The organism is Nocardia sp. CA-084685 (assembly GCF_050955785.1).
Lineage (GTDB): Bacteria > Actinomycetota > Actinomycetes > Mycobacteriales > Mycobacteriaceae > Nocardia.
Window position 1 is genome coordinate 3829527 of record NZ_CP192094.1, and the last position, 20994, is coordinate 3850520.

23 protein-coding genes are annotated in these 20994 nt (G+C 64.6%); 8 read left to right on the forward strand and 15 right to left on the reverse strand.

Annotation, left to right across the window (positions count from 1 at the left end; all coding sequences use genetic code 11):
* Nucleotides 1-223: 223 nt before the first annotated feature.
* The 5 genes from ACQP2U_RS17385 to ACQP2U_RS17405 all read right to left on the reverse strand — a co-directional run bounded on the left by ACQP2U_RS17385 (nucleotide 224) and on the right by ACQP2U_RS17405 (nucleotide 4159).
* Nucleotides 224-535 (reverse strand): hypothetical protein, encoded by a 312-nt coding sequence (locus ACQP2U_RS17385; RefSeq protein ID WP_433715612.1) that lies wholly within the window; start codon nucleotides 533-535, stop codon nucleotides 224-226.
* Nucleotides 536-1032: 497 nt separating this feature from the next.
* The gene (locus ACQP2U_RS17390; RefSeq protein ID WP_433715613.1) at nucleotides 1033-1239 is read right to left on the reverse strand and encodes a hypothetical protein; all 207 of its coding nucleotides are present in this window, start codon (nucleotides 1237-1239) and stop codon (nucleotides 1033-1035) included.
* A gap of 323 nt (nucleotides 1240-1562) precedes the next feature.
* Complete coding sequence (locus ACQP2U_RS17395) at nucleotides 1563-2384, reverse strand: helix-turn-helix domain-containing protein (protein WP_433715614.1); 822 nt, start codon at nucleotides 2382-2384, stop codon at nucleotides 1563-1565.
* A 126-nt stretch (nucleotides 2385-2510) separates the two neighbouring features.
* The gene (locus ACQP2U_RS17400; protein WP_433715615.1) at nucleotides 2511-3683 is read right to left on the reverse strand and encodes a PucR family transcriptional regulator; all 1173 of its coding nucleotides are present in this window, start codon (nucleotides 3681-3683) and stop codon (nucleotides 2511-2513) included.
* A 20-nt stretch (nucleotides 3684-3703) separates the two neighbouring features.
* Complete coding sequence (locus tag ACQP2U_RS17405) at nucleotides 3704-4159, reverse strand: hypothetical protein (protein WP_433715616.1); 456 nt, start codon at nucleotides 4157-4159, stop codon at nucleotides 3704-3706.
* 24 nt (nucleotides 4160-4183) lie between these two features.
* On the opposite strand from ACQP2U_RS17405, the gene glnA reads away from it, so the two are divergent.
* Complete coding sequence (gene glnA, locus ACQP2U_RS17410) at nucleotides 4184-5617, forward strand: type I glutamate--ammonia ligase (protein WP_433716501.1); 1434 nt, start codon at nucleotides 4184-4186, stop codon at nucleotides 5615-5617.
* Nucleotide 5618: 1 nt separating this feature from the next.
* Here glnA and ACQP2U_RS17415 read toward each other — a convergent pair whose 3' ends face one another.
* A complete protein-coding gene (locus tag ACQP2U_RS17415; RefSeq protein WP_433715617.1) occupies nucleotides 5619-6395 on the reverse strand; it encodes a helix-turn-helix domain-containing protein in 777 nt (258 codons plus the stop codon).
* Nucleotides 6396-6441: 46 nt separating this feature from the next.
* Here ACQP2U_RS17415 and ACQP2U_RS17420 point away from each other — a divergent pair, with 46 nt between their 5' ends.
* Complete coding sequence (locus ACQP2U_RS17420; RefSeq protein WP_433715618.1) at nucleotides 6442-7311, forward strand: alpha/beta fold hydrolase; 870 nt, start codon at nucleotides 6442-6444, stop codon at nucleotides 7309-7311.
* A gap of 335 nt (nucleotides 7312-7646) precedes the next feature.
* Here ACQP2U_RS17420 and ACQP2U_RS17425 read toward each other — a convergent pair whose 3' ends face one another.
* The 3 genes from ACQP2U_RS17425 to ACQP2U_RS17435 form a co-directional block, all read right to left on the reverse strand.
* Nucleotides 7647-8234, reverse strand: coding sequence for a CBS domain-containing protein (locus tag ACQP2U_RS17425; RefSeq protein WP_433715619.1), 588 nt, complete (start codon nucleotides 8232-8234; stop codon nucleotides 7647-7649).
* Between the two features lie 15 nt (nucleotides 8235-8249).
* Nucleotides 8250-8780 carry a GreA/GreB family elongation factor gene (locus tag ACQP2U_RS17430; protein WP_433715620.1) on the reverse strand — a complete coding sequence of 177 codons (531 nt, stop codon included), beginning with the start codon at nucleotides 8778-8780 and terminating at the stop codon, nucleotides 8250-8252.
* 361 nt (nucleotides 8781-9141) lie between these two features.
* Nucleotides 9142-10665 (reverse strand): PucR family transcriptional regulator, encoded by a 1524-nt coding sequence (locus ACQP2U_RS17435; RefSeq protein WP_433715621.1) that lies wholly within the window; start codon nucleotides 10663-10665, stop codon nucleotides 9142-9144.
* A 660-nt stretch (nucleotides 10666-11325) separates the two neighbouring features.
* Here ACQP2U_RS17435 and ACQP2U_RS17440 point away from each other — a divergent pair.
* Complete coding sequence (locus ACQP2U_RS17440) at nucleotides 11326-11733, forward strand: VOC family protein (protein WP_433715622.1); 408 nt, start codon at nucleotides 11326-11328, stop codon at nucleotides 11731-11733.
* Between the two features lie 23 nt (nucleotides 11734-11756).
* On the opposite strand, the gene ACQP2U_RS17445 is transcribed toward ACQP2U_RS17440, so the two are convergent.
* The 3 genes from ACQP2U_RS17445 to ACQP2U_RS17455 form a co-directional block, all read right to left on the reverse strand.
* The gene (locus ACQP2U_RS17445) at nucleotides 11757-12035 is read right to left on the reverse strand and encodes a hypothetical protein (protein WP_433715623.1); all 279 of its coding nucleotides are present in this window, start codon (nucleotides 12033-12035) and stop codon (nucleotides 11757-11759) included.
* Nucleotides 12036-12187: 152 nt separating this feature from the next.
* Nucleotides 12188-13303 (reverse strand): transaldolase, encoded by a 1116-nt coding sequence (gene tal, locus ACQP2U_RS17450; protein ID WP_433715624.1) that lies wholly within the window; start codon nucleotides 13301-13303, stop codon nucleotides 12188-12190.
* Nucleotides 13304-13617: 314 nt separating this feature from the next.
* Nucleotides 13618-14010, reverse strand: a complete 393-nt coding sequence (locus tag ACQP2U_RS17455; RefSeq protein ID WP_433715625.1) for a DUF4873 domain-containing protein — start codon at nucleotides 14008-14010, stop codon at nucleotides 13618-13620.
* A gap of 3 nt (nucleotides 14011-14013) precedes the next feature.
* Here ACQP2U_RS17455 and ACQP2U_RS17460 point away from each other — a divergent pair, with 3 nt between their 5' ends.
* Nucleotides 14014-14283 (forward strand): hypothetical protein, encoded by a 270-nt coding sequence (locus tag ACQP2U_RS17460; protein ID WP_433715626.1) that lies wholly within the window; start codon nucleotides 14014-14016, stop codon nucleotides 14281-14283.
* 72 nt (nucleotides 14284-14355) lie between these two features.
* On the opposite strand, the gene ACQP2U_RS17465 is transcribed toward ACQP2U_RS17460, so the two are convergent.
* From ACQP2U_RS17465 to ACQP2U_RS17475, 3 genes are all read right to left on the reverse strand, one after another.
* On the reverse strand, nucleotides 14356-14910 hold the full coding sequence (locus ACQP2U_RS17465; RefSeq protein ID WP_433715627.1) for an NUDIX hydrolase: 555 nt from the start codon (nucleotides 14908-14910) through the stop codon (nucleotides 14356-14358).
* Between the two features lie 19 nt (nucleotides 14911-14929).
* Nucleotides 14930-15667, reverse strand: a complete 738-nt coding sequence (locus tag ACQP2U_RS17470) for a hypothetical protein (protein WP_433715628.1) — start codon at nucleotides 15665-15667, stop codon at nucleotides 14930-14932.
* Between the two features lie 217 nt (nucleotides 15668-15884).
* A complete protein-coding gene (locus tag ACQP2U_RS17475) occupies nucleotides 15885-17099 on the reverse strand; it encodes a DUF418 domain-containing protein (protein WP_433715629.1) in 1215 nt (404 codons plus the stop codon).
* A gap of 138 nt (nucleotides 17100-17237) precedes the next feature.
* Between ACQP2U_RS17475 and dop the strand changes: the two genes are divergently transcribed.
* The 4 genes from dop to prcA all read left to right on the forward strand — a co-directional run bounded on the left by dop (nucleotide 17238) and on the right by prcA (nucleotide 20982).
* A complete protein-coding gene (gene dop / locus ACQP2U_RS17480) occupies nucleotides 17238-18737 on the forward strand; it encodes a depupylase/deamidase Dop (RefSeq protein WP_433715630.1) in 1500 nt (499 codons plus the stop codon).
* 393 nt (nucleotides 18738-19130) lie between these two features.
* A complete protein-coding gene (locus tag ACQP2U_RS17485; RefSeq protein ID WP_397038576.1) occupies nucleotides 19131-19325 on the forward strand; it encodes a ubiquitin-like protein Pup in 195 nt (64 codons plus the stop codon).
* Nucleotides 19322-20203, forward strand: coding sequence for a proteasome subunit beta (prcB, locus tag ACQP2U_RS17490; protein WP_433715631.1), 882 nt, complete (start codon nucleotides 19322-19324; stop codon nucleotides 20201-20203). The genes ACQP2U_RS17485 and prcB overlap by 4 nt, the downstream gene beginning before the upstream one ends.
* Nucleotides 20200-20982, forward strand: a complete 783-nt coding sequence (gene prcA, locus ACQP2U_RS17495) for a proteasome subunit alpha (RefSeq protein ID WP_433715632.1) — start codon at nucleotides 20200-20202, stop codon at nucleotides 20980-20982. The genes prcB and prcA overlap by 4 nt, the downstream gene beginning before the upstream one ends.
* Nucleotides 20983-20994: the final 12 nt, after the last annotated feature.

Here is a 20994-nt window from a genome sequence, read left to right on the forward strand (position 1 = left end):
CAATGCAGGCCCCGGATGCGCAGCGCGGAGAGCTATCTCATTGGCAGGCAACCGGAATCCTGCGATTGCATCAGCCTTAGGCTACTCGACACGGTGAATGAGCAGTCTATTACGGCAAATTCACTGCAATAGCACGCAATGGCCGATGTGCGGGGTAGCGGCACAAAGAAATCCGGCCATCGAGAGGCGGCACGGACGAAGCGGTGATCTACCGAGACCCGAATCAGGAGGCGGGCTTGGGCTGGGTCAGGTCACGGACGCCAGTGATCGAATCGATGATGTTGAGGATGGCGGAGGTGCCGCCGTCGAGGGCCGAACTGCCGGAGTCGAGCATGGCGGAACCGGAGGACGAGCCGGCCGAACCGGTGGATGAGCCGGCCGAGCCCGAGGCCGAGCCGCTGTCAGCCGAGCCCGAGGCCGCACTCGAGGAGCCGCCGGGGGCGGCGGGGGCGGCAGAGGCCATCGCGACCGGGCCGAAGAACAGGGCGGCGGCGGAGACGGTGGTGGCGGCGACAAGGGCCTTGCGAGAGAACATCTACGGTGCTTCCTTTTCTCAGACGGATAACGACGCCATCACGGCGCACACCACAAATGTTATGAAGACGAGATCTGCAAATCCAGTTTTCCGAATGTGCGAATTGTCACGGTTAATAATTGGCAAACAGAACATTTTGCCGGGGTGAAGCAATTTGATCTTTAATTTGATCTTCATTTCGGTCGTGAATTACATGATCAATTCGGTTGATTTCTTCGTGGGCGGCGCGTAATAAACTGCGGTGGACCCGATCTCGCAGTGGAGCTTCGATCCGACAAGGCGCGACTCTGCGCCGAGGACGCGCTCGCCGGGCACGCTGGCATGACGGCGTTATGGCATTACCGGGCGAGGTTTCGGGCCCCCGCGGGTGCCGGGCGTCGACGACGTCGCTCTGCGCCGCAGGTATCATCCGTTCGGCTCACGTGGCCGCCGACCACACCCGAAACCGGCATACTTTCGCTCCTCCCGAGCGGCGGCCTGTTCGTCGCGGCACTGTTCTAGGCCATCGGCACCGTGTCAGCGTTTGTTCCGCCGGAGTTGCCGGACAGCGTGCGTTGGAATGCTCGCAGGTCATCCTCGAGTTTTCGGTGCAGCCAATAGTTGCCGATGAAACCGAAGACGCCTGCGATGGCGAGCCGGCGAATCGAATCGGTGACCAGGGCGACCTCTTCCGGTTTCAGGAACATCAGACCGTGCACGAGCATGCCGCCGCCTACTGGCGGTCGCGCTGGAGAACCGCGGGCACCCGAACTGAGTCGCCGCTCGCGAGTTCCTATCTGTCAGGCGCGTTCGCGTGGGTCGAGCACCACCTTTCTGCCCGGGGTGGTCGCGACCTGCACGGTGCGTAGCAGCAGTGCCGGGTGTTCCTCGGGCAGTCGGGCGGAATTGGCCAACGACCGTAGTGCGGCGCCTTCCACGCGGGCCCGTTCGAGTTAGAGGCCGTAGCAGCGTTCGACGCTGTGGTGCACCGCGTGGAAGCGCCACAGGAGTGGGTAGTGCCCCAATGACTTGAACGATTCGGCTGGACCTACGGGGCGTCGCCGAGATCCCAATCGACGCGGCGGCTCAGGGCCGACGGCGGCAGTCCGAAGGTGCGACGGCAGGTGCGGGTCAGGTGGGAGCTATCGGCGAAACCGGCGGCGTGCGCGGCGGCGGTGAGATCGTCGCCGGAGCGGACGCGGGTGATCGCCACATGTAGTCGGAGCCAGAGGATATAGGGCCGCAAGGGAATTCCGACCTGTCCGGTGAACAGATGGGTGAGGCGGGTCGCGGAAATACCGACCCGGCGCGCGACATCAGCGCCGCGGATCGGTCCGTCACCGACGATGGACGGCAGCAATCGCAGCACCTCGCTGACCGCGTCGTGGCGCTCGTCCTTCATGCTCTGTGAATTGTCGCGTTCGAGATCATCGACGACCTCGGCAACCAATTCGGCGAGTGGTTCGCGCTTCGGATCGATGGGCAGGGAATGTTCGCAGTCGGCCCACCCATAGGTATGGGCTCTGCGGTCGGCGGCAGCGCCCGCGACGGATTCTGGGTCGAGATAGATCGCGGTGCCACGCTCTGCGCCGGTGGTAATGCGATGGGGTGCGTCGGCGGGCACGATGACATGGGTGCCGCGATGCCGAGTCCCGCTCGCGTCCACCACGACCACCGGCGTACATGCGGCGACCACCTGGACGGCGTGATGGGCGTGCAATGCGGTGGGGCCGATACTGCCGCCGAAGGCGAGTACGCCTGCGCGCAGCAATGCGGTGCCTTCCCAACGCAATTCACCGGGAGACCCGGAGACATAGTGCACGGATCGGGGCGAGGTGGATGCCCCGCCGGTAACCAGAGCCTTCATCATCGGATGCTCCCGGGTGACTACGAATCCCGAATCGGATCCCTCACGGAGACTATCCCGGCCGCACGGCCGCTGTCAGGGTAACGGCGACGCGATGTGGTGTTTGCCAGAATGCCCGAGTCCGATCGATTAAGGGGCGAAGGCGGCGGATTCGAGGCGGCGGGCCAGTCTGGCCGCGGACAGGGTCATGGCATCGGCGGGCCGATGCGGGTCGAGGCCGGTGAGTTCGTGTACGCGGGACAGGCGATAGGTCACCGTATTTCGATGCACGTTGAGCTGACGCGCCGTCGCCAGCTGGTTGAATCCGCTGTCGACGAACACCTCGAGAGTCTCCGCCAGCATCGGCTGTGTATCGAGTGCCGCGAGCACCGACGCCAGCCCCGGCCGGGCCGCATCGCTGACCGCCACCGTGTACTCGAACTGCAAATCTGTTCTACGGCACAGTATTTCGCGACGATTCAGGCACCGTCCCAGTTCGGCCAGTACCCGCGTCTCGGCGAAGATCGTCGGGATCTGCGCCTTGTTTGCCGATGTACCGACCCCGACCCAGTAGGGCGGTGCCAGATCGGGCTGATGTGCCGGCAGTCGCGCCATGAGACCGGTGATCGCGGCCGTACCGTCATCGCCGGGTTGCAGCGGGATCAGTGCGGTCCACCCGCCCGCGTCCAGCCGCAGGAAGACGCCCGGAATTGCCTCGACCCGGTGCCGCAGCGCCGAGGCGTACCCGCCGCGGGTGCCGCACAGCCGGAATACCGCGACGAGGAAGGCGTCGGCGACCGGAATAACCGGATCGTTGGCCCACTCGACCGGATCGCGCCCGGTGAGCAGTGCGTCGGCGATGCCGCGACGGCGTTCGAGCAGTTCCCAGCGCGGATCGTGTGAGCGCTGGGTGGCCGCGCCCGCGATGCGCGTCATGACCAGCGTGATGTACTTCAGCAGCGTGAGTGCGGCGTCGAGCAGCAGTTCCTGCTCGGCAGGAGTGGCCGATTCGCGCAGCCGCTCCCAGATGAACGCCGAGCCGAGCCGATATCGGTCCAGCACCTCCGGCAGTGGCGTACCGTCGCGGAGCCGATCGATGGCCAGCTCGACGAGTTCCCTGGTGTCCTCTTCGCAAGGTTCGGTGCCACGACGTAGATACTCGAAGAACAGGTCGACATTCAGTTTCGTGCCGCGCGCGAAATCGGTCGCCACCAGTGACTGCGGTATCCGCGGATACGGCGGCAGGCTGCCGTAGAACCCATCGACCAGCGATGCGGCTCTTCGATGGAGATCTTCGACAACCCGGGTCCGCGTTGGTGTCATTGCACTTCTCCGTCCCGGACTTACGAATACAAACTCTCGATTGTGTCGGTGTAGCGGGCGGCGATCGGGGTGCGTTCGAGTTTGCCGGTCGCGGTCAGAACATCGCTTCCGGGCTCCCACACCTCGGGTAGAACGATGTAGTTCTTGATCTGCTCCTCCTGGGAGAGTTTGCCATTGGCGGCGGTCACACCTTGCTCGATTGCGGACAAGATCTCCGGATTCTCGGCGAATTCGGCGATGGTGGTCGCGGTGAGCCGGTTGTGCTGGGCGAAGGCCAGCGCCAGGTCAGGATCGAGGCAGATCAGTGCGGTGTAGCGGTCCGCTTCTCGCCCGGATTCGGGTCCGCCATTGATGTCCGAGTCGTATCGTGAGACTCGGCGAGCAGGAACGGCCGTGACCCATGGACGGGGTCCGATTGTCAGGAAAAGGTCGCCTCGCCAGCCGCGGATAGACCTGCGCCGCCAAGCGAGGAGCAAGCCGTGTTGGACAAGCGAGCAGCCTTGACTGCCACCACCGACGGTATTCTGGAATACATCGGCGCCCAGGAAGTCGAATACGTCGATATTCGATTCTGCGACGTCCCCGGTGTGCAGCAACACTTCTCGATCCCGGCCGGCGCATTCGGCGCGGATCTGGTCGATAACGGGATCGCCTTCGACGGCTCGTCGGTGCGCGGGTTCCAGTCGATTCACGAATCGGATATGTTGTTACTTCCGGATCTGCGCACCGCACAATTGGATCCTTTCCGTGCCGCGAAGACGCTGAATTTGAACTGCTTCGTGCACGATCCGCATACGTACGAGGCCTATAGCCGGGATCCGCGCAATGTCGCGCGCAAAGCCGAGGACTATCTGAAGAGCACCGGCATCGCCGATACCGCCTACTTCGGGCCGGAGGCGGAGTTCTACATCTTCGACGCGGTGCGCTACGACACCAAGATGAACGGCGCCTTCTACGAGGTGGACTCGTCTTCTGCCGACTGGAACACCGGTGCGAAATACAATCCGGACGGCACGCTCAACCGCGGGTACAAGGTGCGCGCGAAGGGCGGCTACTTCCCGGTGGCGCCGTACGACGCGGACGTCGACGTGCGCGATCGGATGTGCACGAATCTGCAGAACGCCGGATTCGTATTGGAGAAGGGCCACCACGAGGTCGGGACGGCGGGCCAGGCCGAGATCAACTACAAATTCAATACGCTGCTCGCCGCGGCCGATGATCTGCAGCTGTACAAGTACATCGTCAAGAACACCGCGTGGGCCGAGGGTAAAACCGTCACCTTCATGCCCAAACCGCTGTTCGGTGACAACGGCTCCGGCATGCACGTGCACCAATCCCTGTGGTTGAACGGCGCACCGCTGTTCTACGACGAAGCCGGATATGCGGGTCTGTCCGATCTGGCCCGGCATTACATCGGCGGACTGCTGCGGCACGCGTCATCGTTGCTGGCATTCACCAATCCGACCGTGAACTCGTACAGGCGCCTGGTGCCCGGCTTCGAAGCCCCGGTCAATCTGGTCTACAGTCAGCGCAATCGCTCAGCGGCCGTGCGCATTCCGGTCACCGGCGCGAATCCGAAAGCCAAGCGTCTGGAATTTCGCTGCCCGGACTCCTCGGGCAATCCGTACCTGGCATTCGCCGCCATGATGATGGCCGGTCTGGACGGCATCCGCCGCAAGATCGAACCCCCCGTCCCCATCGACAAGGACCTCTACGAGCTCACTCCGGAGGAGTCCGCCGAGGTCACCCAAACCCCACCCAGCTTGGAAAGTGTGATCGACCGACTGGAAGCCGATAACGACTATCTGACCGAAGGCAATGTCTTCACCGACGATCTGCTCGAAACCTGGATCCGCCTCGAGCGCGATACCGAGATCTCCGAAATCAATGTCCGCCCGCACCCCTACGAATTCGATCTCTACTTCGACGTATAGATCAGTCGATGTGGAGTTCGCCATTGATGGTGAGGAAGGCGGAAGGGGTCAGACCGAACATTGCGCGGAAGGTATCGCTGAAATGTGAAGGGGAGGCGAAACCAGCGTCCACGGCAGCCCGGGTGAGATCGTGGCCCGCGGCATAGGCCCTACCGGCGCGCAGCATTCGGGCCCATTGCACGTAACGGCGGAAGCTGGTGCCGGTCTGTTCGGCGAAGGTTCGCAGGAAGTAGGAAGTCGATAACCCTGCGGCACTTGCCTTTTCCGCAGCGCGCTGCTGCTGGGCAGGGTCGGCGCGGATGGCCGTGGCGACGGCGGCGATGCGGGGATCGCGGATGGTCGGGACCGGGATGCTGGCGAGCTCGAGGAGACGGTCGATATCCGGTGCCGGATCGGCGCACATCTCGATCAACTCGGCCTCGTGGCGGTGGTCGGCGCTGTAGCCATTGACGGTGCGGCGCATGCCGCCGAGGCAGCGGGCCATATTCTCCGAGGTCGGGTCGAAGAAGCAGAAGAGCTTGGGCACATCGGTGTCCAGGATGTGGTGCGTGACGCGGGCGCGGAACAGGAAGCTGCGGGCGGTGATATCGGCAGCGTCCGCGACCCGGACCCGGAACGGGCCATCGAGTCCGACCCCGAGACCGGCGATCGCGGTGGAATGCGCGCCGAGGGCCATCCCGGGCCCGATATAGATGGCGTGACCGAGCCGCAGCCAGAGCCGGGCGGAGGTGGCCGCCGTTTCGGGAGCGCACGTTTCTGGAAGTGCCGACCGCGCCATATCCGCGACGATACAGAAAGTCGCAGGAGGTGAAGGGAGATCAGGGATGAAGCTGGATGGGCAGGCGGAATCGACCTACGAGCTGCGGGAGGTGACGGTCGACGGCGCGCGGCTGCGTTATGTCGATGTCGGGCAAGGTGATCCGCTGGTGTTGCTGCACGGCTGGCCGGAGAGCCATGCCGCATGGCGACACCAGATCGGTCCGCTCGCGTTATCGCGGCGGGTCATCGCCCCGGACTGGCTCGGCTGGGGTGCTTCCGATCGGGACATGGCGCTGAGTTGTGACTATGACAGCGAGGTCGAGCGCATCGGCCGCATGTTGGATGCGCTCGGGCTCGAGCGCGTCGATCTGGCCTGTCATGACTACGGTGGGTTCCTCGGATTGGGGTTTCTGCAGCGTCATCCGGAACGAGTGCGCCGCTTCGCGATCCTGAATTCGCGGGCCCAGGGCATTTTCACACCGCCCTATTACCTATTGTTCGGCTTGCTGACCGTGCTGGCGCGGATCGCACCGCTGCGCCCGCTGCTCACCGCACGGGCGATCCGATGGGTGCATCGGGTCGGTCTCGCCCCGTACGTGCGCAACGGATCCTTCGACGGCGAACAACTGCGCCGATACCTCGCCGTGCTGGAGACCGCGGCGGGTCGCCGTTGGAACGCGCACTTCTGGTCCGGCTATCGCGTCCGGATCCGCCCGGAACTGGCTGCCGGACTGAGTGCCATCAGTTGCCCGACGACCGTCATCTGGGGTGACCGCGACCCCGCCATCCCGTTGCGCACCGCCCAAGAACTGGCCGAATCGATTCCCTACGCCACGCTGGTCCGCATCGATGGCGGCAACCACTTCATTATGGAAGAACGCCCCGACGAGGTCACCGAGGCGTTGCGCGCCTGGCTGCTGCGCCCGGCCACTTGATTGTCGAGCGATTAAAATTGTTGTCTACCTTTATCATTCGCGCGCGAATAGGATCGGAGGCCAGTGGTGCTCGCCGAAGCTATGAGGAGCACGTCATACGCTGAGATCGATTTTTGGGGGAAAATCGGGAGAATCCGCATACCGCGTCACTGTTGTCAGACCAAGCATTGTTCGACGAACAGCGGTTTCGCGGAGGTGACCAGGTGTGCCGATAATCTGGCGCATCTCGTGCGGTGGCCACAGTCTGTCCAGGTTCGGCGCCGCAGTCCTGAATCCATCGATGTGGCGGTGCGTCGTTTGCGTCAAGGTTGGATTCGGACTGTTGCGGTTGCGGATTAGTGCACGGCTGCGGCCGCGGCGGCCGGTGTGGTCGCGATGGTCACGGTGCGGATCCCGGGCACTGTGCGGGTGAGGGCGACGGTGATTCGCCGTTCGGATTCGTCGGCGAACCGGCCGGAGATGGTGGCGTCGCCTTCATCGACGGTGACATGCCAGCGCCGTGCGCCGGTGTATTGATCGAGGAGGTTTTGGGCATCGGCGGCGAGTGCGTCATCGGGGGTGAGCATGATGCGCAACGCGTCGCCGCGGCTGAACATGCCGATCACGCGGCCGTCGGCATCGACGACCGGCAGACTGCGTAGTCCGTGCGTTACCAGCCTGCCCATGACCTCTGCCAGTGCCGCGTTGTCGGGCACCGACACCGCTGGTGTGGTCATCACCGCACTGACCGGGTCATTGAGTTCGCCGGCTCGCAAGAGGTCACCGCTGGTGATTACTCCGATGAGGCGATCGTCCTGGTCGAGCACGGGCAATGCCGCGTAGCCCAGTTCGGCGAGCATCAGCGCCGCCTCACGTGCCGTGTTGTTGTGCCGCGCGGCGATGATCGGTCGTTGCATGACCTCGCGTACCCGCATGTTCTTCATTCCGTTCAACTCTATTCAGCTAGTTGTCGTTTGGGCACGAGAGGGCAGATCCTTCGCTGAACTGTTCCCGTGTTTTCCGGGGGCTGGGTCTGTCAGCGCGTAGGGGACCGCGTGTAGCAGCGTCACCGCCATGATCGCGCCGCTGGGTGTGTGGTAGATCCGGCGTTCGCCCGGTCGCGCGCCGGTGATGGCGCTGCCCAGTGGCGATTGCATGGAGTAGACCTCCATTTCGTTGTCTTCGGCTTCGCGTACCGCGAGCAGGAACGTCTCGACCTGGTCGGTGTCGTCGTAGCGGACGGTCAAGACCATGCCGGGCTCGGCGATACCGTCGTCGGGCGGGTTCTGACCAATGAGGGCGTTGCTGAGCAGGTGGTGGATCCTGCGGATACGCTCCTGGCGCGCGGACTGCAGAGCCTGGTTGCGTGCGTAGTCGTCACTGTCCTCAGTGGGCAATTCGATGTGGCGTCGCGCGAGCAGTTCCTGCAATTCGGTCTCGAGCCGATCACGGGCTCGAGATGTCATCCAGACAGTTGCGGTGGTGGTCATGTGTTTGTGTCCTTCCTTATGAGACGGGGTTGGAGACTGTCGTCAGGGGCGGGCCATGGCGGCGGTGCCGCCCCTGACAACGCGCAGGCCCTGAAGTCGGGCCGGGTCTGAGTCGCGGGATCCACGGCTATCGCGGTGCTCGTGCCGAATCGGATTGGATTTCGCGCGGCACCTGAGGTCCGTGGCTGAGTCTCACGGCAATGGCGGGCTATGGTCGGTTCTCGGGCCGATCGATGCTCACCATGTCGCTCCTGCCACCTGCGGCGTTCTTGTCAACTCCATAATGGCTGGCTGTCTGGGCAATCGGTTGCGCTGATCCCACAATCGAGGCGTCGAGATTTGTAGCGGTGGCACAGCAGGGTCAGTCGTTGTCGGTGACGGCGAGTTCGATCATCATGGCGAGTCGTTTACCGGGGTCGTCCAACCCGAGGTCGGCCACCTCGGCCATCTTGCGCAGCCGGTTACGGACGGTGTTCTCGTGTACGCCCAGTTGCGCGCCCGCCCAGGCTGGGTCGCCCTGGGCCTGCAACCAGGCACGCAGCGTCGCCACATAGTGAGTAGAGTTCGCGCGGTCGTGGCGTCGCAACGCCGACACCGGCCCCCGTGCGGGGATGCGTCCAGAAAGCCCCGCGGTGCGCAACCGTTGCAGCAGGATCTCGTCCCACGACTCGTCATAGGCGGGGGGCACCGCATCCGCTGAGCGGGCCTCGTGCAGCGCCAGGCATTCCTCGGCCTCTCGGCGTGCCAACGCCAATTCGGTGGCCCGGGCCACACCGCTGATCCCAGCCAGAACCGTCATCTGGGCGGGTAATGCCGCCTGTAGTTCGGTAATCCAGCGTCGTGCGGTCGCCGCCTGATCGGCGGGCAGCACGGTGTAGATGGTGTCGCCGACCAAGGCGCTGCGGCTCGAACGAGACCAGCCGAATCCGGTTGTCGCTCGCTCGAAGACCTGCAGCAGCGCGGCGTGCTGCTCGTCGGCCAACCGTGTGCGCAGCGCGATCGCCCGCAAAGTCTCCGGCGCCAACCCCAGCCTGCTGGCCACCGTCGCCGAGTCCGCGGCGCCCTCCAGCAAACTGATCACCAGTTCGGATTCCACCCGACGTTCCAGGTCCGCGCTGGCCCGTGAACGCAACAGATGCAGGGCCACCGTGTGCGCGCCGTCGGCCAACGCGATCCGTCGAGCCCCGTGTAACGGTGCCGGGCACGACACCCATACCGAGCCGAGCAATTGCCGGCCCACGCGCACGGCCACGACCATCCGCCCCGTCAAACCACGCTCTGTCTGCGCGGAAACGAACAATGGTTCATCCGAGACCGCCAAATGTGCGAAGACACCGCGCGCGTCGCACAAGTCCCGCAACCACTGCGGCATTTCCCGGCTCAGGATCGTCTCGACCCGTGCGGGGTCGAGGTGATGCCGCGGCTTCGAATACGCCAGCACTCGAGACCGGCGGTCCTCGATCGTCACCGCACCCCCGACCGCGTCGGCCAGATTGTCGGCCAAGGCGAACAAATCGGTCGGGCCGCGACCGGCCTCGGTCTCGCGTCCTTCCAGAACCAACCCGTAGACCACCGCGGCCACCTCACTCCAGGCCACCGCGGGATCGACCACCATCACCGCCACGCCATCGATCTCCGGCTCGTCCGCGGTCTGCTCACCCGCACGGAGGAGCGCGACAACAGCCCGCGCCGACTCCGCCCAGTTCACGACCTCCGACACTGAGCGTGCCCCGATCCCCAGCAGCACATCACCCACTTCTGTGGGGTCCTGATCTGCCCCGTGGATCACCACACTGCGCAAGAGGGTGGACCGGGGAACCGAACACAACCGCAGGCGGATCCCATAGCCACCCAGTACGTTCGCCAACCGGTCCAATGTCACCATGAGCTGCTCCTGTGTCGAACCGAAGGTGCAGTGCGATCAGGCGGCCGACAGAAGTTCGCGGACAACGAAATCGGATTCGTCGAACGCTCCATCGGGATGAACACCAGCGCGTGCCAGCGTCGGCGACCCGCGTCGCATCGACGAGACGAGATTTCCCGTGCCGCGCCCCGTGCTCGCTTGCGAGCCTAGTTCTGCACATCCTCACCAGGGGCGATTGCCGCACTCCGCGCCGGATCCGGTTCCGACCACCCACCCTCGAGCAGGTCTGCACAACTCGGTCTACAGAAACAATTATCAACCTGACGTTGTTCGATATTGCGCCAACCGCGGTGGGGTATTAGGGCTTCTATTAGAGCTTGGTCGACACAAACATCGCACCGGAGCATTTCGTGGGGTGATAGTTCGGCAGCCGCAGCCACCACGCACGGTTCTAGGCTGGCGCGCTCGGTGCGACGCGTGGACCGCGGGCTCACTCCTGCGCGGGCAGGAAATTCGAGTCGGACTCGCGTCCATTCGCACGACAACTCGACTGATCGAGCGCACGCGTCATCAGTTGCCCCCGTGTCGAGCAGGCGTGGACACTTGATGTCGTCGAGCAGGAATTCGCGGTGCGGCGGCCGGTAACGTGGGGATCGGGCGGGGTGTGCGAAAGGGGAACAGATGGGTACCGTCCGGGCCGCTTCGCGTTTGATGGAAGTGACGAATCTAGATCGTTCGGTGCGCTTTTACTGCGCCGTGTTCGAATGCCGTGTCGCGATTCAAGAGTCCGACGCCGCGCTGCTTTTAACCCCCGACGGTTTCCAGCTCTACCTACGGGTGAGCGAAACGTCTGTCATGCGCAAAATCGGCGACTTGGGCATCACACAAATCATCTGGTCCACCGACAGTAAAACAGAACTGGACCGAATCGAAAACCGACTGCGCGCGTGCTATTCCGCCACGTACACCAACACTGCGAACGGGATCAGTTTCGTCGACGGCGTCGACCCCGACGGTTGCCGAGTGCTGATCGCCTACCCGAGCCCGGAGCAGCTTCCACGCGAGGTTATCGACCATCGGTTCCGATGAATGGTTGATCTCGCTGGTCGGTGTCATCCGAGTCTGCGGCGTAGGTCGTCGGGATAGTCGCGGTAGGCGGCGGCGACTTCGTCGAGGTAAACCAGGGTAGGGAAGTCGATGACGGGTTGGTGGTCGGCGAGGAATCGGGCGGTGTGTTCGACGATGCGTTGTTCGTCGGCGGGGTCGAAGCCGAGTTCGGCCAGGACGTCGGCGTCGACGACGAATTGGGACTCTATGAAGTCGCCGTGGTCGTCGATGCGGACACGGTATTCGTGGTCGATCACGGGTTCGACACTGAGGTGTTCGGGCATGGGATCGCGCTCCATATCGGTGTCGGGTAGGGGTGTCGCGGCTGTTGGGTTGGGTGTTCCGCGAGGCCGATCTGATCAGCCGGGTCGATCACGGCGCGGTCGTGTGGCGCTCGGGCGATGCCGTGGCGGGCGTAGCAGTCGGGGCATGGCGGTCACTGCAGCGACGCGGTCAGGGTGGTCGACAATTCAGTGGCGAGGTGGTCCCAGCTGGCGTCGAACTTGGCGACCCCGTCGTCTTCCAGGGTGGTGACGATCTCGTCGTAGTCGATGCCGAGCACGGCCAGCTCGTCGAGCACCTGCCGGGCCTGCGGGTAGGTGCCGTGGATGCTGTCGCGGGGGATATGGCCGTGGTCGGCGACCGCGTGCAGGGTGGTTTCGGGCATGGTGTTGACCACGCCGGGCGCGACGAGCTCGGTGACGTAGCGGGTGTCGTCGTAGCGGGGATCCTTCACCCCGGTCGATGCCCACAAGGGGCGTTGCGGGCGTGCTCCCGCGCGTGCCAGTGCCCGCCAGCGGTCACCGTCGAGGTACTGCTCGTGGAGCTGATACGCCAGCCGCGCGTTGGCGATCGCGGCGGCGCCACGCAGGGCCGCGGCCTGATCGGTGCCGAGCTTGTCGAGCCGCTGGTCGACCGCGATGTCCACGCGGGATACGAAAAACGATGCCACCGAATGGATTCGCGCGATGTCACGGCCGTTCGCGTGGGCGAGTTCGAGCCCATCCAGGAACGCCTCGATCACTTGTCGGTAGCGGTGCAGCGAGAACATCAAGGTGACGTTGATGTCGATGCCCTCGGCCAGGCAGGCGGTGATCGCGGGTAATCCTTGCTTGGCGGCGGGGATCTTGACGAACAGGTTGGGCCGGTCCACCAGCCACCACAGTGCATGAGCTTCGGCGACAGTGCGGTCGGTGTCGTGTGCCAGCCGTGGGTCGACCTCGATCGATACCCGCCCGTCCACCCCGTGGGTGGCGTCGTAGACCGGGCGCAACACATCACACGCCCAGCGCACGTCGTAGGTGGCCAGCTCCCGTAATGCCGTGTCGAGATCGACACGGCGCAGCGCCAGGCGCCGTATTTGGTCGGTGTAGGTGTCACTGCCGGTGATGGCCTTGGCGAAGATGGCCGGGTTGGTCGTCACCCCGGTCACATGCTGGTCGCGCACCAGGCGAGCCAGGCTGTCGTCGGTCAGCCGCCCTCGGCTGAGGTCGTCGAGCCAGATCGACACTCCAGCTTGGGTCAATGCGGTCAACGGGTTGGACACAAGCACCTCCTTCCGGGTTGTCGACTACGCCGGTGGCCAGATCCTCACCGGGGTGGCGGTTGCGTTCTACCTGGCCGTATGCGGGATACCCGGTTCCGGCGGCGCGACGCCCGTCCGCGATACCGCAGACCGTGAACAGCCGCGCCTACGCGCTTTTCTTCTGGTTGTTCGCCAGGTAGCAAAACAGTGGGCGTCCTGCCAGGCGGACTGGATGGGGCGTGAGTCAGCCCTACTCCGAGCTCATGCAACCACTTCCCATGGAAGAACGCCCCGACGAGGTCACCGAGGCGTTGCGCGCGTGGCTGCTGCGGGCCCGCGACTCAGACAGTGGCTAGTGGGTAGGGCGGGGTCCCGATACCGACGATCCGGAGGTCGCCCCAGGGGTCGCGCTCCTGGAGGCGACCCGCGGTCGGCTCGCCGCCGGGCAGCGTGAGGAGCACTTCGGCGCGTCCGGGATCGGGTAACTCGTAGCCATCACTCGGGGCGACGCGTCCGTACCAGTGGTAGCGGCCATCGATCGGCTCAACATGCCCACTGAGGGTGACCTCGACCGGAACCTCCGCGCCAGGGGCGTCGAGTAGCGCCGGACCCGAATACTCGTGTGTCGGTTCACGATCCGCTGGCACAGTCAGGTCGTAGTGGCCGGGATCCGGTCGGCGCATAGCGCGCCGGTAGGAGATGCCGGAACCCGGCCAGGCGGCGGCCCGATTCACCCCGTGTCCGTCCAGGTACCAACTCCGGCGGCCGCCCGAATTCCACACGGTGACAGCCGGTTTCGACCGCACATCGGCTTCGTCGACGGATTCGTGAACAACTGGCGCTCTGCTGCCGCGACAACGCTGACCTGCGATCAGGTCGAGGGCATCCTGACCGAATCGGTGCTCGCGCTTTTCGAGGGGAATGCGCGCAGTCTCGGTGTTCCGCTGGAACGCGACACTGTCGTCAAAGATCTGCTCAGCCGCACGGAAACCATAAGCTCCCAATAGATCACCGCATCAACCACTCCGCACATCGGCGGGGAGCAACGGCATGAAGACCCACACCATCGCCGCGACTGCTTATCGGGGTTCCATACGCTTTCGACTCCAGTTTCGGTGGAATTCGATTGCGAGGGCGAGCAATTCGGCCATGTGATCGCCATCGGTGCGTGACAGGCGCATTGCTTCCTCGGGTGCGAAGGCGCGGACCTCGAGAATATTCTCCGCATCTTCGGGATTGGTCGGCTCGGATTCGAGCACCACATCCGCCGTGCACCACAGCCACGCCTTGTGTGGGTGCGGCTGCCAAGGGTAATGCGGCGCAGGGCGATCGGTGGTGGTGTGATGCGCGCCGAATGGCCGCACCGCCCCGACCGGGCGCGCCCCGGCCTCCTCCATGAGTTCGCGGCGCACGCAGGCGTCGATCGTTTCGCCCGCATCCCTGGTGCCGCCGGGCACGATCCAGATATCGCGATCGTCGCGGCACAGCACGATTTCTGTGCCGACGAAGCAGATGACGTGGATATTGGTGACGAGTTCATCGGGTGGCAGATCGGTGGAGAACCGCACATCCAGACCGCCCCATTCCCAGCGGGTCGGCTTGTGTAGCAATGGATATCGATCGGCGAGCGTCACACCGACGACGCTAGTCCACCTACTCGGTCCCGGACTTGCCGATCTGGAAGTGGACGTGATCGATATGGGCCGCGCGGCCGGTCGCGGCCGGGAGCGGATGGTCATCGGGATGGTCGGGATGCAGAATGAAACTCGGATCGCCGATACCGGAGATGGCAGTCGTGGGATCGGGACTGTCCGAGCAGTCCTGCCATTCGCCCGCCGCGAAATCATAGACGCTGCGGAAGAAGTCGGCGACGAACAGATCTCCGTCCGGGTCACCGAGTGGGCTCGCATCGGGTTCGTCGAGTCGGTAACGCACCCGAGGACCGGTGCCGGGCGGCCACGTTCCACCGGGCGTCACCGCGGTCTCGACGGTGCCCCAGTGCCCTGCCACGGTGATCCGGCGCGATACATCGCCGACCGGCATCGTGACACCGGCGAAATCCACGGCGCGGCCCTGGCCGTGGCAGTCGTCGGAATGCGTTCCGCGGCCGTCGATTCCGAGGGTATGCAGCTCGGTGACACCGAAATTCGCGGAAAGGAACCGGCAGAACCGCACCAGCGCCAGTGCATTTCGCGGATCGAGGTGTTGCGGTGGCGCCGGAGTGCCGCCGTGGCGGATAACTACCCCGGCGAGGCTGCCCGGTAGTGGCTGGCCGGTCCGCGGGTCGAAACCTGCGAATCCGACCAGGGCCGGTGACGCGGGCCCGTCGAAGCGGATCAGGTCGTCGTTCGCGAGACGTTTGAGTTCGGCGAACGCGTGGTCCTTACTCATTGCTCGAGCCGGTTCCGACACTACGCACCTCCTGTGCATCCGAAATCGATACGTCGACGCAGTTCAGTGACATCGCGTCAGCATCCGGCATCGACGCGAAAAGAACACGAGTAGTTCCCTACTCGTGTTCCCGTCGGCGGCACTCGGCCGATGCTGGTCGCGTTCGCGGCTGTTTCGGGGGTTGAACTGCGCCGATGTACGCCAGCGCGGCGGTGACTCAGCGTTCGCGGGCCAGTGCGCGGTAGCTGCGATTCCACACCCACTCGACCGGACCGCGTTCGAACCGGCGCAACCACAGGTGCGCGATGGTCACGATGATCAGCGCGACCAGCAAATAGACACCGACCGTGAACGGCACCCGAGCGTCAGGGGAGACGCGCGCCGCAAGTCCGAAACCCCACCCGTAGCACAGCACCGAAGCGACCAGATTCTGCAGGATGTAGCAGCTCAGCGCCATCCGCCCGACCTCGGTGAGTCGCCTGCCGATGAATCCGACCCGCGGACGACGCAGGTAGAACTCCGCGACCAGCGCGAGCAGACCGAAGGCGACGACCGGGGCCGTGCCGTACCTGGTGAACAAAACCAGATCACCGCCCTCGAGCACGCCGACCGCAAGATCGATCGGGGCGGCGACAGCGAATCCGATGATCATGAGCCGACGGCGGATCCGCTCCCCTTCCGGTCGGAACAGCCCGGCCCGGAACAACTGCGCGCCGGCGAGGAACAGCGCGATCGACATCGGGAAGACGAAAATCGGTTCAAAGCGGAACATGCCCGCATTATCGAGTCGGAAGAGCACAAGATCCCAGAACGATCCGTTCGCATAAGGATTCGGATCCAGCGGCTGACGCGGCGTCGAATCCTGCTGGTTCGCAACGGCCATCGCGATGCCGATGAGCGTCAGCATGGCGAGATGGAATCCGGCCGCTATCGCGAGCCAACGACGTTGTGTTCGTTCACTTATCGCGAGAATGAAGGCGACGACCAATCCGGTGACCGCATAACCCGTCAGCACATCGAATTCCGCGATGAACAGAAAATTCAGCACACCGTCGAGGAACAGCAGCCCCGCCCGCCACGGATAGCTGCCCGGCCACCGTCGATCCGCCCGCGCCGCCGAGCCCTGCTGGATGGCTAGGCCGATGCCGAACATAATGGTGAGCAGCCCGAGGAATTTCCCCTGCGCCAGTTGCTGGAGCACCCGCTCCGACCACATCCAGCCGGTCGCCGGGCTGCCAACCTCGTCGATGTACCCGACCAGGCCCTCGGGATGGGTGAGAATCCAGATATTGGTGCCGAGTGTGCCGAGGATCGCGATGCCGCGCAGCACGTCCAGGGCGACCAACCGCGTCGGAGTCTTCGACTGGGTGATGGTGCTTGGCTCGTCCGACTTGCGGTACCGCCCCGCGATTTCGGCGATCGAATCGGTCATGGTCCGACTATCCCGGCCGCCATGGCCTGCCCGTATCCTCCGGAAGTACCACCGTCGGTATGACATCGATGTCATCCGAGATCGCCGATGCCGCCGGTCGCGACCGACGGCGGCCACGCGTCGCCTAGGCTCGAGGGTATGCAGCGCATCATCGGTATCGAGGTCGAATACGGTATCTCCACACCCACCGAGCCGTCGGCCAACCCGATTCTCACTTCCACCCAAGCGGTTCTCGCCTATGCCGCAGCGGAGGGGGTGCCGCGCGCGAAGCGCACGCGCTGGGACTACGAGGTGGAATCGCCGCTGCGCGACGCCCGCGGCTTCGACCTGAGCCGGATGAACGGCCCGGCCCCGGTGATCGACGCCGACGAGGTCGGCGCGGCCAATATGATCCTTACCAACGGCGCCCGGCTCTACGTCGACCACGCCCATCCGGAATATTCCGCGCCGGAGGTCACCGATCCGCTGGATGCGGTCATCTGGGACAAAGCGGGCGAACGGGTCATGGAAGCGGCCGGGCGGCACGCGTCGAGCGTGCCAGGTGCGCCGCGGCTGCAGCTGTACAAGAACAACGTCGACGGCAAGGGCGCCTCCTACGGCACCCATGAGAACTACCTCATGAGCCGCGACACCCCGTTCAACCAGATCATCGTCGGACTGACCCCCTTCTTCGTCTCGCGCCAGGTCATCTGCGGTTCCGGCCGGGTCGGCATCGGCCAGTCCGGTGATCACGCCGGATTCCAGCTGTCCCAGCGCGCCGACTACATCGAGGTCGAGGTCGGCCTGGAAACCACGCTCAAGCGTGGCATCATCAACACTCGCGACGAACCGCACGCCGATGCTGACAAATACCGCCGACTGCACGTCATCATCGGCGATGCCAACCTCGCCGAAATATCGACCTACCTCAAGGTCGGCACCACCGCGCTGGTGCTGGACCTGATCGAGGCGGGTGAGGATCTGTCGGATCTGCAGCTGGCCCGCCCAGTCACCGCCGTCCACCAGATCAGCCATGATCCGACCCTGCGCGCCACGGTGGCGCTCACCGACGGTCGCGAACTCACCGGCTTGGCGCTGCAGCGCATCTACCTGGACCGGGTGGAGAAGTTCGTGGCCCGCAGCGGCAACGACGACGCGCGCGTCAAGGACATCCTGGAGAACTGGGCCAACGTGCTGGATCTGCTGGAGCGCGATCCGATGGAATGCGCCAACCTGCTGGACTGGCCCGCCAAGCTGCGCCTGCTCGAGGGGATGCGCAAGCGTGAGGGTCTGAGCTGGGCCGCGCCCAAGCTGCACCTGATGGACCTGCAGTACTCCGATGTCCGCCTGGACAAGGGCCTCTACAACCGCCTGGTCGCCCGCGGTTCGATGAAACGCCTGATCAACGAGCAGCAGGTGCTCGATGCGATGACCAAGCCGCCGACCGACACTCGTGCGTACTTCCGCGGCGAATGTCTGCGTCGATTCGGTGCCGATATCGCGGCGGCCAGCTGGGATTCTGTGATCTTCGACCTGGGCGGCGATTCACTCGTGCGCATCCCGACCCTGGAACCCCGTCGCGGCACCAGGGCCCACGTCGGCAAGCTGCTCGACGGTGTGAATACCGCCGCGGAGTTGGTCGAACAGCTGACCACCTAGCCCAGGTCGGCGAATACGCCCAGGTAGCAACAGTTATCGCGATCGCAACCGCGACGGAGCGAGTCTTACGAGCGAGGAGTTCGCGGCCCGTCTCGGGTCCGAGCCGTCGAAGCGCATGCGACGAAGTCGCCAGTCTCGATGGCGCCGCTAGCGACTGCTTGCAGGTCGCTCGAAGGGTCAGCCGCGAGACACCAGGGGGCCGCGAACCCGCCGCGCCGAAGGCGCGGCAAATCGAACACAGTCGCGAACACGCCGTGCCTGCGCGGCCAATAACCGAGCACGTTGTCAGAATGGCTGGGTAGTGTTGATGTACGGGCACGGACATTGCTCATGATCAGGGTCGTGCTCAGAATGGAGCCCTGGTCATGATGAGGACAGAGGAGGTCGGCTGCCATGGCACAAGAGCAGACCAAGCGCGCCGGGGGCGGCGACGAGGACGAGGGTCCGGAGGGCGTTGATGCCTCCGGTCAGGAGCGCCGCGAAAAACTGGCGGAGGATACCGACGACCTGCTCGACGAGATCGATGATGTGCTCGAGGAGAACGCGGAAGACTTCGTTCGCGCCTATGTGCAGAAGGGCGGCCAGTGACAGCAGGTGACCCCTTGCGTCTCCACCCGGGGCACGCCCTCTCGTCATTCACCGAGCACCTGCGCATGTACGCACCGGAACTGTTGCCTGGCAATAGATTCGGTGTGATCGACGGTGCCACCCCGATCTCGGGTGACACTGCCTCCGGTGGCACCGCCGCGAAACAGCTGGCTCCGCACGGAACCACCATCGTGGCGGTCTCGTTCCGCGGTGGTGTGCTGATCGCAGGTGACCGGCGGGCCACCCAGGGAAACCTGTTGGCCAGCAGGGATATCGAGAAGGTGTACATCACCGACACCTATTCGGCGGCCGGTATCGCGGGCACCGCGGGCATGGCCATCGAGATGGTGCGATTGTTCGCCGTCGAGTTGGAGTACTACGAGAAGATCGAGGGTGTCTCGCTGACCTTCGACGGCAAGGCCAACAAGCTGTCGAAGATGGTGCGCGACAACCTCCCTGCCGCGCTGCAGGGTCTGGCGGTGGTCCCGGTGCTGGTCGGCTATGACCAGCACGCCACCGATTTGGACAAGGCCGGTCGCATCGTGTCCTACGACGTGGTTGGTGGGCGCAGTGAGGAGCGGTTCGGTTACACCGCGGTCGGTTCGGGCTCGATGTTCGCGAAGTCGTCGTTGAAGAAGCTGTACGCCAAGGGAATCGATGAGGACCGCGCATTGCGGATCGCCGTCGAATCGCTCTTCGACGCGGCCGACGACGATACCGCCACCGGTGGACCGGATCTGGTGCGCGGCATCTACCCGACGGCGATCGTCATCAACGACGAGGGCGCTGTCGAGGTGACCGAATCACGGTTGGAGGAGATCACGCGGGCGATCGTCGCCGATCGCGAGGCCGCGGAAGAGGGGAGTGCCTCAGCATGACACTGCCGTATTACGCATCGGCCGAACAGATCATGCGCGACAAGACCGAACTCGCGCGCAAGGGCATCGCCCGCGGTCGCAGTGTGATCGTGCTGACCTACGACAAGGGTGTGCTGTTCGTCGCGGAGAATCCGTCCGCGACGCTGCACAAGGTGAGCGAGCTGTACGACCGTGTCGGGTTCGCGGCCGTCGGCAAGTACAACGAATTCGAGGCACTGCGCCGCGGCGGCATCCTGCAGGCCGATCTGAAGGGCTACCAGTACGACCGCCGCGATGTCAGCGGTCGCGGCCTGGCCAACGCCTACGCGCAGACCCTCGGCACGATCTTCACCGATCAGCTCAAGCCCTATGAGGTGGAGATCTGCGTGGCCGAGGTCGGCTATCCGGAACAGTCACCGGAATCGGTGCTGTACCGGATCACCTTCGACGGCTCGATAGTGGATGAGCGCGAATACGTGGTGATGGGCGGCACGACCGAGCCGATCCTGACCGCGTTGAAGAGCTCCTACCAGCCCGGACTAGACCTGGCCGGTGCCGTCGATGTAGCCGTCAAGGCCCTGAAGGCCGGGGTGCCCGAGGGTGCCGCGGACAAGGACAAGCGGGTGCTCGGGGTGGGTTCGCTCGAGGTCGCCACCCTAGAACAGGCGCGACCGCGGCGGGCGTTCCGTCGGGTGGCGGGCGTGGCCCTGGACCAGCTGCTCAACGGCGGTAAGTCGGCGACCAAGGCCGAGGCGGCGCCCGCCGAGGCGAAGTCGGAGGATGCTCCCGACTCGGAGTAATCCACCACGGTA